Source organism: Streptomyces sp. NPDC031670 (assembly GCF_055580545.1).
Map to the genome: position 1 here is coordinate 1 of NZ_JBVILC010000006.1, position 15,706 is coordinate 15,706.

12 protein-coding genes are annotated in these 15,706 nt (G+C 72.5%); 4 read left to right on the top strand and 8 right to left on the bottom strand.

The window, feature by feature from the left end; genetic code table 11:
- Nucleotides 1-99: 99 nt before the first annotated feature.
- Nucleotides 100-1,734: a solute symporter family protein gene (locus ACZ5ID_RS13375; protein WP_468896960.1), complete on the bottom strand. Its 1,635-nt coding sequence runs from the start codon at nucleotides 1,732-1,734 to the stop codon at nucleotides 100-102.
- A complete protein-coding gene (locus ACZ5ID_RS13380) occupies nucleotides 1,731-2,096 on the bottom strand; it encodes a DUF485 domain-containing protein (protein WP_468896962.1) in 366 nt (121 codons plus the stop codon). The genes ACZ5ID_RS13375 and ACZ5ID_RS13380 overlap by 4 nt, the downstream gene beginning before the upstream one ends.
- 314 nt (nucleotides 2,097-2,410) lie before the next feature.
- Between ACZ5ID_RS13380 and ACZ5ID_RS13385 the strand changes: the two genes are divergently transcribed.
- Nucleotides 2,411-3,931: a S8 family peptidase gene (locus tag ACZ5ID_RS13385; RefSeq protein ID WP_468896964.1), complete on the top strand. Its 1,521-nt coding sequence runs from the start codon at nucleotides 2,411-2,413 to the stop codon at nucleotides 3,929-3,931.
- Nucleotides 3,932-4,026: 95 nt separating this feature from the next.
- Entirely contained in the window at nucleotides 4,027-5,574 is a 1,548-nt protein-coding gene (locus ACZ5ID_RS13390) for a S8 family serine peptidase (RefSeq protein WP_468896966.1), read from the top strand.
- 47 nt (nucleotides 5,575-5,621) lie between these two features.
- Here ACZ5ID_RS13390 and ACZ5ID_RS13395 read toward each other — a convergent pair whose 3' ends face one another.
- Nucleotides 5,622-6,665, bottom strand: a complete 1,044-nt coding sequence (locus ACZ5ID_RS13395; RefSeq protein WP_468896968.1) for a zinc-dependent alcohol dehydrogenase family protein — start codon at nucleotides 6,663-6,665, stop codon at nucleotides 5,622-5,624.
- Between the two features lie 189 nt (nucleotides 6,666-6,854).
- Here ACZ5ID_RS13395 and ACZ5ID_RS13400 point away from each other — a divergent pair, with 189 nt between their 5' ends.
- On the top strand, nucleotides 6,855-9,938 hold the full coding sequence (locus ACZ5ID_RS13400; RefSeq protein ID WP_468897484.1) for an NACHT domain-containing protein: 3,084 nt from the start codon (nucleotides 6,855-6,857) through the stop codon (nucleotides 9,936-9,938).
- Between the two features lie 6 nt (nucleotides 9,939-9,944).
- Here the strand turns inward: ACZ5ID_RS13400 and ACZ5ID_RS13405 are convergent, their stop codons facing one another.
- From ACZ5ID_RS13405 to ACZ5ID_RS13425, 5 genes are read right to left on the bottom strand one after another with little or no spacing between them, the layout of a single operon-like run.
- On the bottom strand, nucleotides 9,945-10,667 hold the full coding sequence (locus ACZ5ID_RS13405; RefSeq protein WP_468896970.1) for a VIT1/CCC1 transporter family protein: 723 nt from the start codon (nucleotides 10,665-10,667) through the stop codon (nucleotides 9,945-9,947).
- 25 nt (nucleotides 10,668-10,692) lie between these two features.
- Nucleotides 10,693-11,922, bottom strand: coding sequence for an amidohydrolase family protein (locus ACZ5ID_RS13410; RefSeq protein WP_468896972.1), 1,230 nt, complete (start codon nucleotides 11,920-11,922; stop codon nucleotides 10,693-10,695).
- Nucleotides 11,919-13,232: an amidohydrolase family protein gene (locus ACZ5ID_RS13415; RefSeq protein ID WP_468896974.1), complete on the bottom strand. Its 1,314-nt coding sequence runs from the start codon at nucleotides 13,230-13,232 to the stop codon at nucleotides 11,919-11,921. The genes ACZ5ID_RS13410 and ACZ5ID_RS13415 overlap by 4 nt, the downstream gene beginning before the upstream one ends.
- A gap of 18 nt (nucleotides 13,233-13,250) precedes the next feature.
- Nucleotides 13,251-14,135, bottom strand: a complete 885-nt coding sequence (locus ACZ5ID_RS13420) for an SDR family NAD(P)-dependent oxidoreductase (RefSeq protein WP_468896976.1) — start codon at nucleotides 14,133-14,135, stop codon at nucleotides 13,251-13,253.
- A complete protein-coding gene (locus ACZ5ID_RS13425) occupies nucleotides 14,135-14,932 on the bottom strand; it encodes an acetoacetate decarboxylase family protein (RefSeq protein ID WP_468896978.1) in 798 nt (265 codons plus the stop codon). The genes ACZ5ID_RS13420 and ACZ5ID_RS13425 overlap by 1 nt, the downstream gene beginning before the upstream one ends.
- 74 nt (nucleotides 14,933-15,006) lie before the next feature.
- Here ACZ5ID_RS13425 and ACZ5ID_RS13430 point away from each other — a divergent pair, with 74 nt between their 5' ends.
- On the top strand, nucleotides 15,007-15,678 hold the full coding sequence (locus ACZ5ID_RS13430; RefSeq protein ID WP_468896980.1) for a TetR/AcrR family transcriptional regulator: 672 nt from the start codon (nucleotides 15,007-15,009) through the stop codon (nucleotides 15,676-15,678).
- Nucleotides 15,679-15,706: the final 28 nt, after the last annotated feature.

A 15,706-nucleotide genomic window follows, 5' to 3' on the forward strand; every position in this document is an offset into this window, starting at 1 on the left:
GGGGACCAAACATGGTGGTGTCCTTTCCACCCCCCCCCCCCCCCCCCCCGTTCCCCCCCCCCCCCCCCCCCCCCCCCGGCCCGTACCCGTGCCGGTGCCCTAGTGGGCGCCGACTCCGCTGAGGGACTTGACCTCCAGCTCGGCGTACTTGCCGGCGTCCGGCTCCTCCTTGGACAGGAGCGATCCGATCAGGCCGAGCAGGAAGCCGACGGGGATCGAGATCAGGCCGGGGTTCTCCAGCGGGAACCAGTGGAAGTCCATGCCCTTGAACATCGACGTCTTGGGGTTGCCGGAGACGACCGGTGAGAACAGCACGAGCACGACCGCCGTGGTGAGGCCGCCGTAGATCGACCACAGCGCGCCCTGGGTGGTGAAGCGCTTCCAGAAGAGGCTGTAGAGGATGGTCGGCAGGTTGGCGGAGGCGGCGACCGCGAAGGCGAGCGCCACCAGGCCGGCGACGTTGAGATCGCGGGCGAAGGCGCCGAGCGCGATGGCGACGGCCCCGATGAGGACGGTGGCCCAGCGCGCCGCCCTGACCTCCTCCTTCTCGGTCGCCTTCCCCTTCCGGATGACGTTGGCGTAGATGTCGTGCGCGAAGGAGGACGAGGAGGCGAGGGTGAGGCCCGCGACGACCGCGAGGATGGTGGCGAAGGCGACCGCCGAGATCACCGCGAGCAGGATCGCGCCGCCGTTGGAGCCGCTGCCGCCGCCGATCTCCAGGGCCGCCAGGGGCGCGGCGGTGTTGCCCGCCGGGTTGGAGGCGATGATGTCACCCGGCTTGAGCAGGGCCGCCGCGCCGAAGCCGAGCACGATCGTCATCAGGTAGAAGGCGCCGATGATGCCGATCGCCCAGTTCACCGACTTACGGGCGGCCTTGGCGGTGGGGACGGTGTAGAAGCGGATCAGGATGTGCGGCAGTCCCGCGGTGCCGAGCACCAGGGCGAGGCCGAGCGAGATGAAGTCGAGCTTGGAGGTGCCGGTCTTGCCGTACTTGAGGCCCGGCTCCAGGAAGGCGCTGCCCTTGCCGCTGTTCTCGGCGGCCTTGCCGAGCAGGTCGGAGAGGTTGAAGTCGAACTTCAGCAGGATCAGGAAGGTGATCAGGATGGTGCCCGCGATGAGCAGGACCGCCTTGACCATCTGGACCCAGGTGGTGCCCTTCATCCCGCCGATCGTCACGTACACGATCATGAGGACGCCGACCAGGGCGACGATGAGGACCTTGCCCGCGTCGCTGGTGATGCCGAGCAGCAGCGAGACCAGCACACCCGCGCCCGCCATCTGCGCCAGCAGGTAGAAGATCGAGACGACGATGGTGGAGGTGCCGGCCGCCGTCCGTACGGGCCGCTGGCGCATCCGGTAGGCGAGGACGTCGCCCATGGTGTAGCGGCCGGAGTTGCGCAGCGGCTCGGCGACCAGGAGCAGGGCCACCAGCCAGGCGACCAGGAAGCCGATGGAGTAGAGGAAGCCGTCGTAGCCGAAGAGCGCGATGGCGCCGGCGATGCCGAGGAAGGACGCGGCGGACATGTAGTCGCCGGAGACCGCCAGGCCGTTCTGGAAGGCGGTGAACTGCCGGCCGCCCGCGTAGAAGTCGGCCGCGCTCCTGGTCTGACGGCCCGCCCAGACGGTGATGACCAGGGTCGCGACGACGAACACCGCGAACAGGGTGATGATCAGTGGCCGGTGTTCGCTGGTGGCGGTCGCCGCGAGCGGGAGGTGGCTGTAGGGGGCGCTCATGCGTCGGCCTCCATGCGGGACTTGATGGCCTGGGCGCGGGGGTCGAGCTTGGTGGCGGCGTAGCGCGCGTAGAACCAGGCGATGAGGAAGGTGGTGAGGAACTGGGCGAGGCCGAAGACCAGGGCCACGTTGATGTTGCCGAACAGCTTGTGGCCCATGAAACCGCCCGCGTAGTTGGACAGCAGGACGTACAGCAGGTACCAGGCGATGAAGGCGACGGTGAGCGGGAACGCGAACCGGCGGTGGGTGCGGCGCAGTTCGGCGAACTCCTCGCTCGCCTGCATCTCGACGAACTTGTGGGTGGGGGGCTGGGCGGGGTGCGTGTCGATACCGCTTTCGGGCGGTGGCACGTCGGTGGCCACGGAGTCTCCTCGTGATGCGGGTGCGGTGGGGATGGACGGCAAGGGGGACCTCACTGTCGGGGACGGGTGATGGCGGTCCCCCTGACAACGGCACGGAGGCCGTCGCGACTCGGTTCAGACCGGCCGTTTTTCTCCGGGACCGCCGCACGGACGGGTGCCCTGGCCGTGCGCGGCGGCGTCCGGTGCGATGTTCTCGGAGCAACCCGCCCGAATTCATTGATGGGCCCGCATGATCAGCGATAGCTTCGCTGGTCATGTACCCGTCCACTCGTGACCCGCGGGTGGACGGCTCTCACGGATGATGTGGAGAACCCATGGCTCATCTGGGATCCGGACGGCGGCGGGCCCTCGCGCTCCCCGCCGGCCTGGCGCTCACGGCCTCGCTCGGCTTCCTCCCGACGGCCACGGCCTCGGCCGCGCCCGCCCCGGCCGCCGACGGACCGAACCTGTCGTACGTCGTCAACACCACGGGCGGACACGGCACTTCGGCCCGGGTGCGCAACGCGATAGCGAAGGCGGGCGGCACGGTCGTCGTCAGTTACGACCGGATAGGCGTGGTCGTCGCACACTCCACCAACCCCGCGTTCGCGCAGGAGATACGCCGGGCCAGGGGCGTCTCCTCGGCCGGTGCCACCCGCACCACGCCGCTGACGGCGCAGGCCACCACCGAGGAGGGCACCACCCAGGCCCTCACCCCGGCCGAGGCCGCGAAGGCGAAGGCGGCTGCCGCGCCCGGTCAGGAGCCGCTGGAGGCCAACCAGTGGGACCTGCGGGCGATCGGCGCCGACAAGGCCGCCAAGATCTACCCGGGCAGCCGCCGGGTCACCGTCGGCGTCATCGACACCGGGGTCGACGACACCCATCCGGACCTCGCCCCCAACTTCTCCGCCTCCCAGTCGGCCAACTGCGTGGGCGGTGTCGCCGACACCTCGCCGGGCGCCTGGCGGCCGTACGTGGGCGGCAGCGACCACGGGACGCATGTCGCGGGCGAGATCGCCGCGGCCCGCAACGGGATCGGCGTCGCGGGCGTCGCACCCGGGGTGAAGGTCGCGGGGATCAAGGTCGCCGAGCAGGGCAGCGGGCTGTTCTTCACCGAGGCGGTGGTCTGCGGGTTCGTCTTCGCCGCCGAGCACCACATCGACATCACCAACAACAGCTATTACGTGGACCCCTGGTACTTCAACTGCAAGAGCGACCCGGACCAGAAGGCCCTGCTCGACGCGGTGACCCGGGCCAGCAAGTACGCCGAGCACAAGGGCGTCCTGAACGTGGCGGCGGCCGGCAACGAGAACTTCGACCTCTCCAAGCACGCCCTCACCGACACCACCAGCCCGGACGACCAGCCCGCCCCGCACCCGACGGTGACCGTGGACCCGGCCAAGTGCCCGGACATCCCCGCCCAGTTGCCGGGTGTGGTCACGGTCTCGGCGACCGGCGTGCGGAACGTCAAGTCGTACTACTCCAGCTACGGCCTCGGCCAGATCGACGTGGCGGCGCCCGGCGGGGACAAGTACCAGATCCCGGACACCCCGGACAAGAACGGGCGCATCCTGGCGACGCTGCCGGGCGGCCAGTACGGCTACAAGCAGGGCACGTCCATGGCCACCCCGCACGTCGTCGGCGTCGCCGCGCTGCTGAAGTCCAAGCACCGCTGGGCGTCCCCGGCCGACCTGCGGGAGATGCTCAAGGAGCAGGCCGTCAACCCCGGCTGCCCCACCGGTCTGTACGACCCGGACGGCAACGGTGTCCAGGACTCCACCTGTGAGGGCGGCAGGCACGTCAACGGCTTCTACGGCCACGGCGTCGTCAACGCGCTGAGCGCGGTCACCGAGTAGCACGACGACCGGCGGGCGCGGCCCCCAGCGGTCGCGCCCGCCGCGGAGTTCCTTCCCGTACGTACCGAGACATCCGTCAGTCACATGGAGAACCCATGACGTCGCACCTCTCCCGTACGCACCTCTCCCGCAAGAACCGCGCCCTCGCCGTCTCCGTGGTGATGGCGACCGCCGCCGCGCTCGCGGTCCTGCCGGGCACCGCGTCGGCCGCGCCCGGCGGCGGCGCCGCGCAGGCCGTCCCTGCCGAGGCCTCCTCGCTCAGCTATGTCGTCAACCTCCGTAAGGGATACGGGCACGCCGACAAGGTCAGAAGGGCGATCACGGCGGCCGGGGGCACGGTCGTCCAGTCCTACGACCGGATCGGCGTGATCGTCGCCCACTCCGCCGCCCCCGGCTTCGCGCAGGCCATGCGGGCGGTACGGGGTGTGGAGTCGGCCGGGGCGACCCGGACCGCGCCGCTGCCCGCGCAGACGACCACCGACGTCGGCACGCCCAGGGAGCTCAGCGCCGAGGAGGTCCGGGCCGCGAGCGCCGGGGCGACGGCGGGCGAGGACCCGCTGGAGCCGCTCCAGTGGGACCTGAAGGCCATCAAGGCCGACAAGGCGCACGAGAAGACCCTGGGCAGCTCACGGGTGACCGTGGGCGTCATCGACACCGGCGTGGACGACACCCACCCGGACATCGCGCCCAACTTCGACCGCTCCAAGTCGGTGAGCTGCATCGGCGGGAAGCCGGACACCACCGACGGAGCCTGGCGGCCGTTCACCACCGGCGGCTCCCCGCACGGCACCCATGTCGCGGGGGAGATAGCCGCGGCGAAGAACGGCGTCGGTGTCACCGGCGTGGCGCCCGGAGTGAAGGTCGCCGCGATCAAGGTCTCCACCCAGGGTGGCAGCTTCTTCTATACGGAGGCCGTCGTCTGCGGCTTCATGTGGGCCGCCGACCACGGCATCGACGTCACCAACAACAGCTATTACACCGACCCCTGGTACTTCAACTGCAAGACCGACCCGGACCAGAAGGCGCTGGTCGAGGCGATCACTCGGGCGAGCCGGTACGCCGAGTCCCGGGGCACGGTCAATGTGGCGGCGGCCGGCAACGAGAGCTACGACCTCGCGGCCGACTCGATCACCGACCCGGCCAGCCCCAACGACTCCACCCCGGGCGACCGGACGGTCGACCCGCGCACCTGCCTCGACATCCCCACCCAGCTGCCGGGGGTCGTCACGGTCGCCGCGACCGGGGCCAAGGGCCTGAAGTCCTCGTTCTCCAACTACGGCCTGGGCGTGATCGACGTGGCGGCGCCGGGCGGCGACTCCACGGCCTACCAGCCGCCGCAGGCCCCGGCCACCAGCGGGCTGATCCTCGGCCCGGTGCCCGGCGGCAAGTGGGCGTACATGGCGGGCACCTCGATGGCGACCCCGCACGTGGTGGGCGTGGCCGCGCTCCTCAAGTCGGCGCACCCGCACGCGCCCGCCTGGAAGATCAAGGAACTCCTGAAGGAGGGCGCGGACCCGACCGCCTGCCCCGTCCCGTACGACATCGACGGCGACGGCAAGGCGGACGCGGTCTGCGCGGGCGGCAGGCACCACAGCGGGTTCTACGGGGCGGGGATCGTCAACGCCCTCCGCGCGGTGCGCTAGGACGCACCGGGGCCGGGCGGGAGGCCGCCCGGCCCCGGCGGGCCGCGCTACGGCTTGATCAGCACCTTCAGGGCCGTGCGCTCGTCCATCGCCTGGTAGCCGCCCGGGACCCCGTCGATGCCGACCGTGAGGTCGAAGACCGGGGAGGGGTCGACGGCGCCGGACAGGACGTCCGGGAGCAGCTCGGGGATGTAGGCGCGGACCGGGGCGACGCCGCCGCGCAGCGCGATGTTGCGGTCGAACATCACGCTCAGGTCGAGACCGGTGCCGCTGCCGTGCGGGACGCCCACGTACCCGATGGCGCCGCCGTCGCGGGTGATCTCCACGGCCGTGCGCATCGACTGCTCGGTGCCGACCGCCTCGATCACCGCGTGCGCGCCCTGGCCCCGGGTCAGCTCGCGCACGGCGTCGACGGCGGCCTCGCCGCGCTCGGCGACGATGTCCGTGGCGCCGAAGATCCGCGCGATGTCGGTACGGGCCTGATGGCGCCCGAGGGCGATGATCCGCTCGGCGCCGAGCCGCCGGGCGGCCAGGACTCCACAGAGGCCGACGGCCCCGTCCCCGACGACGGCGACCGTGGAGCCGCGCCGCACCCCGGCGCCGACGGCCGCGTGGTGGCCGGTGCCGAGCACGTCGGAGAGGGCGAGCAGGGCGGTGAGCAGGCGCTCGTCGGAGGCCGCGTCGGCGGGCAGCCGCACCAGCGTGCCGTCGGCGAACGGCACCCTGACCGCCTCGCCCTGGCCGCCGTCGGAGCCCACCGAGCCCCAGAAGCCGCCCTGCGGGCAGGACGTCTGGAGCCCCTCGGCGCAGTACTCGCACGAGCCGTCGGACCACACGAAGGGCGCGACCACCAGGTCCCCGGTCCGGAACCCGGTCACCTCCGGGCCCGCCTCCTCGACCACACCGAGGAACTCGTGCCCGATGCGCTGCCCGGGCTGCCGTGCGGACTCGCCCCGGTAGGCCCACAGGTCGCTGCCGCAGATACAGGCCCGCAGCACCCGCACGACCGCGTCGGTGGGGAACTGGACCACGGGGTCGGGCACGTCCTCCACCCGGATGTCGTGGGGGGCGTGGATGACGGTGGCGCGCATGGGGCAGATCCTTGCTGGTCAGTCGGGGTGCGTACGGAAACGGCCGTACGGGGAGTCCGTCTCTCACCGTACGCCTGTGCCGCCGGTGGCCGCCCGCCGAGAGGCCCGCGGATCACCCGGCGGCCGGCGCCGCCACCGGCGTAGGATTCCCTCCTCCGGGCCCTGGGGAGGTCAACCGCCGTGTCAGGCATGGAAGTCGCGTTCTTACGGCTGGCCGGGACGGTGGCCTCCACCGTCGCCAAGTCGCTCCTGAGCCCGAGGCCCGGCGCGGGCCTGGTGGCCGCTCCCGTCCGCCCGCTGCCGCGGCCCGCCTCCCCGGAGCGGCTGGCGAAGGTCCTGGGGCGGCGCCTCGCCGACGCGTACGGCGCACTGCCGGAGCACGAGCGGACGGCGGCGGCCGAGGCCGTGGCGGACGCGTTCGCGGCGGCGGGCGAGCTCACTCCGGCATACCTGTTCTCCCTCGGCCTGGACCCCGAGCGGCTGCGGGCCGGGCTCCGCCGCCCGCACCCGGGTCCGGGCGAGGCGCTCTACGACGAGCTGCTGGGGCTCTGCTGCGCCCATGTGGTCGAGCAGCTGACCGCGCACCCCGCGTTCGCCGCCCGGGCGGCGGTGGAGCAGGCGCGCGCGGCGGGGCGGACGCACGCTCTGATGACGGACGTACGCGACCGGCTCGGCCCGCGACCACAGGCGGCGGCCCTGAGCTTCGAGGAGCGGTACGCGGCCTATGTGACCGAGACGCACGGGCGGCTGGAGCTGTTCGGGCTGACCCTGGGACGCTCGCGCGGCGAGTGGGCGCTCGACACGGCCTACATCAGCCTCGCGGTGAGCGGGGAGCGCGCGGACTTCGGCCCGGCCCGGGGCGACCAGGCCGCGGTCAGGGCCGAGCAGGCGCTCGCGGGAGCCGACCGGCTGGTGCTGCGGGGCCCCGCCGGTTCCGGCAAGAGCACCCTGGTGCAGTGGCTGGCCCTCAACGCGGCCCGGCGCACCTTCACCGGCGAGCTGGCGGACTGGAACCGCTGCGTCCCCTTCGTGCTGCGGCTGCGCGCCTTCACCCAGGCCGACGCACTCCCCCTGCCCCACGAGTTCCTGCGGGCGGCCGGGGTGCCGCTGCACGGGGCGGCGCCCGCCGGCTGGGCGGAGCAGGTGCTCGCGGAGGGCCGCGGCCTCGTACTGGTGGACGGCGTGGACGAGGTCCCCGTACGGCTGCGCCACCGCACCGAGGCCTGGCTGAAGTCCCTGATCGCCGCCTTCCCCCACGCCCGGTACGTCGTCACCACCCGCCCCTCCGCGGTGCCCGTGGACTGGCTCTCCCGGCAGGACTTCGCGGCCCACTCGCTGCTGCCGATGGACCGCGACGACATCCGCACCTTCGTCGGCCACTGGCACGACGCCGCGCGCGGCGAGTGCCTGGGCCCCGCCGAACGCGCGCGGCTCGCCACGTACGAGACGTCCCTGCGGCAGGCCGTCGGCAGCCGCCGCGACCTGGGCCGGCTGGCCACCAACCCGCTGATGTGCGCCCTGCTGTGCGCGCTCAACCGGGACCGCCGGATGCAGCTGCCGCGCGCCAGGAAGGAGCTGTACGACGCGGCCCTGGACATGCTGCTCGTACGGCGGGACACGGAACGTGAGATCGCGGGCGTGGAGGGGGTCGAGCTGACCCGCGAGGAGCAGACCGCGCTCCTCCAGCGCCTGGCGTACTGGCTGATCCGCAACGCCCAGGTCGAGGCCGAGCAGGGCGAGGCCAGGGAGATGATCGCCGACTGGCTCACCGCGATGCCGCAGGTACGGGGTACTCCGGAGCAGGTCTTCGCGCATCTGCTGATCCGCAGCGGCCTGCTGCGCGAACCGGCCCCCGGGACGGTCGGGTTCGTGCACCGCACCTTCCAGGACTACCTGGGCGCGAAGGCGGCGGTGGAGTCCCGCGACTTCGGTGTGCTCGCGGCCAACGCGCACGACGACACCTGGGACGACGTGGTCCAGATGGCGGTGGGCCACGCGCGCGCGGACGAACGCGCCCGTCTGCTCAAGCAGTTGCTCCGGCGTGCCGACCGGGCACCGAAGCTGCGCCACCGGCTGGTGCTGCTGGCGGCGGCGTGCCTGGAGCACGCACCCGAACTGGACCCGGCGGCCCGCGAGTCGGTCCAGTCCCGGACACGGGAGCTGCTGCCGCCGCGTTGTCTGGACGACGCGGAGGAGCTGGCGAAGGTGGGGGAGCTGGTGCTGGGGCTGCTCCCCGGACCGGAGGGGCTTGATGAGTACGAGGCGGGGGCGGTGGTGCGGACGGCTGCGGCGATCAGGGGGGATGCGGCCTTGGAGGTGATCTCCCGGTTCCGGGGCGACGGGAGGTGGCGTGTCGCCGAGCAGGTCTCCAGCGCCTGGGGGGCGTTCGACACGGAGGAGTACGCGCGCGAGGTGCTGGCGGCGGGGGCTTGGGACGAGGTGTTTCTGACCGCCACGACGCAGGAGCAGCTCAAGGCCCTGCGGCTGGTGCCTCAGGTTCGTCTCGTTTATTTGACCGGCAGCCACGCGGATCTCACCCCGCTGGTCGAGGTCCCGGAAGTGGAACGAGTCTCTCTCTACGGCAACCTCGATCTCACCGATCTCAGCCCCCTGGCATCGCTTCCGCAGCTGAAGTGGCTGCACCTGAACCGGTGTTCGTTGGTGCGGGATCTGACACCGGTCGCCAGGCCAGGACTTGAACGCATCGCCCTCACCATGCTCCATCCCGACCTCTGCCTGGCACCCCTTCGGGAGGCTGACGACCTCACAGCCGTTTCGATCGGCCATCCCGCGCTCATCGAGAGTCTTCGCGAACTGCCCCTGGGCCCTCGGTTGACCACCCTGGTGCTTCAGCGCCAGATCCGCTACGCGAGTCTCGACGGGATCGACCGCTGGCCGCTCCTCACCGAACTGACACTCGCTGGGCAGTCGCAGCTACGAGAACTATGCGGGATGCCAGACGTGCTCGGACGGCTGACCTACCTGGGCCTGCGCCAGCTCGATCCTCTCGATCTGGGCACACTCACCAACGCCACTCGGCTCCAGAGCCTGTCCTTGGGCGACTGCACACTCCCGGACGGCTTGGGCCCGTTGCGTGAACTGCCCCGGTTGAGCAGAGTCTCTGTCTTCGGGGCAGCCACGGGAGCCCCGCTCGACCTCTCGCCTCTGGCCGACCTGCCCGGTCTCACCCTTCAGGTTCCCGACGACATGCCCCTCATCGGCGCCGACCGCATCCCCCCAGAACGCCTACGCCGAACCCGCACCCGCCCCTGACCCCCCTCAAACCCCCGCCGCCCCCAACGCCACCCCCGCCGCATACGTAACCCCCATCGCCACCGCACCCCCGCCCACGTTCCGCAGCACCGCCGCCCCCACCGGCGCGGAGCCCAGGCGGGCGCTCCACCAGCCCGTCAGGGTCAGGGCGGCCAGGACCGAGCCGACCGTCACGTACAGGCGGACCGGGGACGGGGGCAGGACGATGGCCAGGAGCGGGAGCAGCGCGCCTGCGGTGAAGGCCAGGAAGCTGGCGCCCGCCGCGTGCCAGGGGTTGGCCAGTTCGTCGGGGTCGATGCCGAGCTCCACGCGCGCGTGGGCGCGCAGGGCGTCGCGCTCGGTGAGCTGCTCCGCCGCCTCCCGCGCCAGTTCGGCGCTGAGGCCGCGGTCCTCCAACAGGCCGGTCAGCTCGTCGAGTTCGGCCTCCGGCTCCTCCCTCAGCTCGCGCCGCTCCATCGCCAGCGCGGCCTTCTCGGAGTCGCGCTGGGTGGACACGGAGACGTACTCGCCCGCCGCCATCGACATCGAGCCCGCGAGCAGGCCCGCGAGGCCGGCCGTCAGCAGGGCGGAGCGCTCCTCCGTCGCGCCGGCCACGCCGACGACGAGGCCCGCCGTGGACACGATGCCGTCGTTGGCGCCCAGGACCGCCGCCCGCAGCCAGTTCAGGCGTGTTCCGAGGCCGCCCCGGTGGGCCTCGTCGTGGCCCTCGGCCGTCTCCGCTTCCGTCATGCGGCGAAGGGTCTCACCCCCCGCCTCACCACACCCGTACCGACCCGCCCCGCGCGAACACCGGGCTCGTCGCGTCCGCCGGGATCTCCTTCAGCGGCTCGGCGATCTCCTCCACGGTCGGGCCCACCTCCGCCGCGATCGGGTCCAGGAGCGACAGGTCGAAGCCGTAGACGCGGGCCGCGTTGCCGCCCACCATGGCGGCCACCTCCTCCGGCGGCAGTCCGGCGTAGGCGATCCGCAGGCCTTCGCGGGAGTATGGGGTGGTGCCCTCGTCGTGCGGGTAGTCGCTGCCCCACATGATCTTGTCGAGGCCGATCCGGTCGCGCAGGGGCACCTCGTGGGGGCGCATGAAGCTGGCGCCGACGTAGCAGTTCTCGCGCCAGACACGGCTGGGGCCCTTGCCCATGGACTCGGCCAGGCCGGCGCCGAACTTGGACTCCGCGGTGGCCGCCCGGGTCGCCGCCGACACCAGGCGCTCGTGGTAGTAGTCGAGCATGTCGATCACCCCGGGGATCCAGCCGGAGCCCTGCTCGGTGAGGATCAGTTTCAGCGCCGGGTGGCGGCGGAAGGCGCCGCCGAAGATGAGGTGCCACAGCGCGCGGTGCGAGAACCAGGTCGTCTCGACCATGAAGACGGCCCGGGCGGCGGGCTCCTCCCCCAGCGGCGGCGACGCGGAGCCGCCGTGGTGGTTGACCGGTACGCCGAGGTCCGCGCAGGCCGCCCAGATCGGGTCGTACACGTCCGAGTACAGCTCGGGCAGGCCCGAGCCGGGCGGGGCGCCGGGGAGCAGGATGCCGCCGGTCAGGCCCGCCTCCTTGGTCCGGTGGACCTCCGCCACCGCCGCGTCGACGTCACCCAGCAGGATCTGCGCGACGCCCGCCCGGCGGCCCGGCGCCAGCGCGCAGAAGTCGGCCAGCCAGCGGTTGTGCGCCCGCAGCCCGGCCCACCGCTGCTCCAGCTCCGCCCGGGTGGGCGCGGGCGCCAGCAGGGAGGCGGAGGGGAAGAACGGCGGGATGGTGTTGGGGAACACCACCTCCGCGACGATCCCGTCCGCCTCCAGCTCGGCCAGTCGGCGGGCGGAGTTCCAGTTGCGGTCGGCGGTGTCGGCGAGCAGGTCCTCGTACGGGTTGACGTAGGTGGCGGCCCAGGCGTCGAAGTCGTCGTGGTACCGCTTCTCCAGGTACGGCTTGTAGTCGAGGAGGTCGGCGCCCGCGTGGCAGTCGGCGGAGATCACCGTGTAGCGGTCGGCGTTCATGACACCCCCAGGGCCGGGAAGTCGTGGTCGGTCAGCCAGTGGCGCCCCACCTCCCGCGAGCGCGCCCAGGACGCCTCGACGGCCGACTGGTCCTCGCTCTGCCCGAGTTCGGCCGGGGTCGGGCCGATGCGGCGGGCCAGCGGGGCCAGCTTCGCGGTGTCGAAGCCGAAGACCTCCGCCGCCGCGAGGCCCAGCATCCGGCGCGTCTCGCTGACCGGGATGTCGTGGAACGTTCTGCGCAGCCACTCCCGGGTGTGCGGCCAGGTGCCCTCGGGGTGCGGGAAGTCGGAGCCCCAGAGGATGTTGTCGACGCCGATCTCGTAGCGCTGGGCCAGTTCGCGCCGCTTGGTGTTGGTGGCGCAGACGAAGATCTGGCGGTCCAGGTACTCGCTGGGCGGGCGCTTGAGTTCGGCGAACGGCGAGAGCTTCTTGCCGCCGTGCGCGCCCAGATAGAGCCGGTCCATGAACCACAGCAGGTTTGGCAGCCACCAGCAGCCCGACTCCGCCACCCCGAAGCGCAGCCCGGGGTGGCGCTCGAAGACGCCGGACCAGAGCAGGAACCACAGCGGCCGGGCGGGCCACCAGGTGACCTCGCTGACGTAGATGCCGAGGTGGTCGCCGTACTCGTGGCGGGGCGCGGCGCCGGAGTGGGTGAGGACCGGCATCGCGGTCTCGGCAGCTGCCGCCCAGACGGGGTCGTAACGGCGGTCGTGGTAGGGGGCCTTGTCCACCCACATCGAGGGGATCATCAGCGCGCCGAGCCCGGACTCCCTGGCCCGGTGGATCTCCGCGACCACCCGGTCGACGTCTGCGGTCACCGGCAGCAGGGCCACCCCGCAGTGCCGTGCCGCGTTGTCGGCGTCCCCGCCGACGAACTCGGCGAGCCAGCGGTTGTGCGCCTGGGCGCCCGCCATGCCGAGGTCGGGGTCCTGGTCGCCGGAGAGGCCGAGACCGACACCGAAGGGCGCGGCGGTGCGGCTGTCGACGGCGTCCGCGTCGGGGAAGACGACCTCTGCGGCCACCCCGTCCCCGTCGAGCTCCTTGAGCCGGCGGGCGGCGTCCCAGCCGCCCTGGAGGCCCTCCTCGTTGTCGGCGAACCACTTCTCGGCGAAGGCCTCGTTGCGGACGCCGAGCCGGGTCATCTCCTCACGGCGGCGCTCGCGCCCGTCGAGGAAGTCGTCGAAGTCCCGGTGGAAGCGGGAGTCGAGGTAGGGCCGGTACCGCTCGGTGGGGAGCCCGGCGTGGCAGTCGGAGGAGATGATCAGATAGGGCTCGTGGTGCTCGCCTTCGTGGGTGCTGTTCTGCGGCATGGCGGATTCCTCTGTCCCTCAGTCCAGGATGAAGCTCTCCAGGTACGACGGGGCGGACCGGTCCAGCATCGAGCGCGCCCTCGCCCTGATCTGCCGGTCGCTGTGCTCGCTCGGCGGGAGCATCCAGAAGCGGTCGGCGGCGATGCCGTCGACGACCGTCGCGGCGACCTCCTCGACGGGGGTGAACGCGACCTCGTGCCCGGCCTCCCGCATCGCCGTCTCCCACTGGCCGAGGCTGCGGTAGGGCGCCCTGCGCGGGCGCTCCTTGGCGTACCGGGCGGGGCGGTTGCGGTGCGACTCCCACAGTCCGGTGCGCAGCATGTGCGGGCCGGGGAAGAGCACGGACGCGCCCACGCGCGCGTGCTCGGCCTTCAGATGCGCGTACAGCGACTCGGTCATGGTGACGACGGCGGCCTTGGTGACCGCGTACACGGACGCGGTGGGCAGCGGCGCGATCCCTCCGTCGGCGGAGGAGGTGTTGACGACGTGGCCGGGCTCACCGGAGGCGATCATGCGGGGGACGAACGCCTGGATGCCGTGGAAGACGCCCCACACGTTGACGGCGAAGGCCCATTTCCAGTCGTTGACCTCGTGCTCCCACATGCGTCCCTCGGCGCCCGAGCCGACGCCCGCGTTGTTGCACAGGACGTGGACGGCGCCGAACGTGTCGTACGCCGCGTCCGCGAGCTCCTGTACGGACGCGCGTTCAGAGACATCTACCACGCGCGCGTGGACTCTCGCCCCCTCAGCGCGCAGTTCCCCGGCCGCCTTCTCCAGGGCCGCCTCCTCGACGTCCGCGAGGACCACCCGCAGCCCCTCGGCGGCGAACCGGCGGGCCAGGGCGAGCCCGATCCCGCTCGCCGCGCCGGTGACGACGGCGACCTGTCCCTCGGCGAGGCGCATCACACGCTCCCCGCGGGCGGTCCGTCGAGGATCTGGGCCGGGTCGTCGTAGCGCTGGTGGATGTACGGCAACAGGTCGCGCGCGCTGACCCGTTCCGCCACCCGGCCCCGCTGGTCGGTGGTCTTCTCGCCGATCGTGATCTCCACGACGCGGCGCACGGGCAGGTCCGCCACGGGGTCGTACATGGACTCGCGCAGCACCACGTCGCCGGTGATCCGCTCCAGTCTGCGGACCTTCTCGTTGCGTACGCAGTGCACCAGCACCGGGTCCGCGTCGAAGCCCTCGCCGTCCACGGCGGGCAGGAACTTGAAGTAGAAGTCGACCTTCTCGGCCGGCTCCGGCAGCGGCAGCGCCCGGTCGACCGCGCCGCGCACCTCCACGAAGGCGATGCCGTGCCGGGCGAGCGCGGCCCGTACGACCAGGCCGTCGCGCTCGACGGTGACCTCGCCGAGCTTCTTCGGCTCGCCGAACACCTCCCGGCCGCCGATCAGCGCCCGCTCATGGGTCATCGGCATCACCAGCGGATACCAGCCGGGCTGCCCGTCGTGCACGGCCGAGACCGCCACGGAGCCCGCGCCGAGCGGATGGCCGGGCAGGTCGACCCGGCTGATATTGGCCCGTACGAGTGAATCCCCGGCGGGCTTGAGCGGCGGCGGCAGCACGGCCGCCACCGCGTCGGGGTCGCTCTCCCAGACGGCCACCACACCGGTGGACCAGATGTCGGGGAGACGTGAGCTCGCGGTGCGCGCGGCCCGGATCTCATCCTCGGTCCGCGCGCCGTACCGTACGCGTGCCATGGCGTACCACCCTTCCTGGGTCGTGCCTCGCAGTGCGGGTCCCCCGGGTTTGTAACACAGTTACACCGAGCCCGATGAAGGGTAAAGAGCCGTGCGGGAACCGGAGTTGGGAGGCGCGGGCAGTGACGCGTACGTCTCTGAGCCGTGAGGAGATCCTGGTGGCGGCCGGGGCCCTGGTCAGACAGCACGGCCCGGCCGCCCTGACCATGCGCAAGCTGGCGGCGGAGCTCGGCACCGCGGTCACCTCGATCTACTGGCACGTCGGCAACCGCGAGTCGCTGCTCGACGCGCTCGTCGAGCGGACCGTGCGGGAGCTGGGCGAGATCCGGCCGCGCGGGCGCACCCCGGCCGCCCGTATCGTCTCGGTCGCCACGGCGCTGCGCCGGGAGCTGCGCGCGCGCCCCCATCTGATCGCGATGGTCCACGAACGCGGCCTGACCGAGCGGATGTTCCTCCCCGCCCAGCAGGCGCTGGTCCACGAGGTGCACACGGCCGGGCTGCGCGGGACCTCGGCCGCGCGGGTGGTGCGGGCCGTCCAGTTCCAGGTCGTCGGCCATGTCCTGGTCGAGCGCTACCGCGAACGCGCCCCGGCCCAGCACCCCGGCGAGGAGGAGCTCTGGCACACCGCGCCCGCCGGGCAGGACCCGGAGCTCGCCCGCGCGCTGGCCCGGCCGCCGGACGCGGAACGGCTGTTCGCCGCCTCGGTGCGGGCCCTCGTGGACGGCCTGCTCGCACAGCCGCGTTGACGGGCGCCGGTCGGACTGTCAGTGCGGA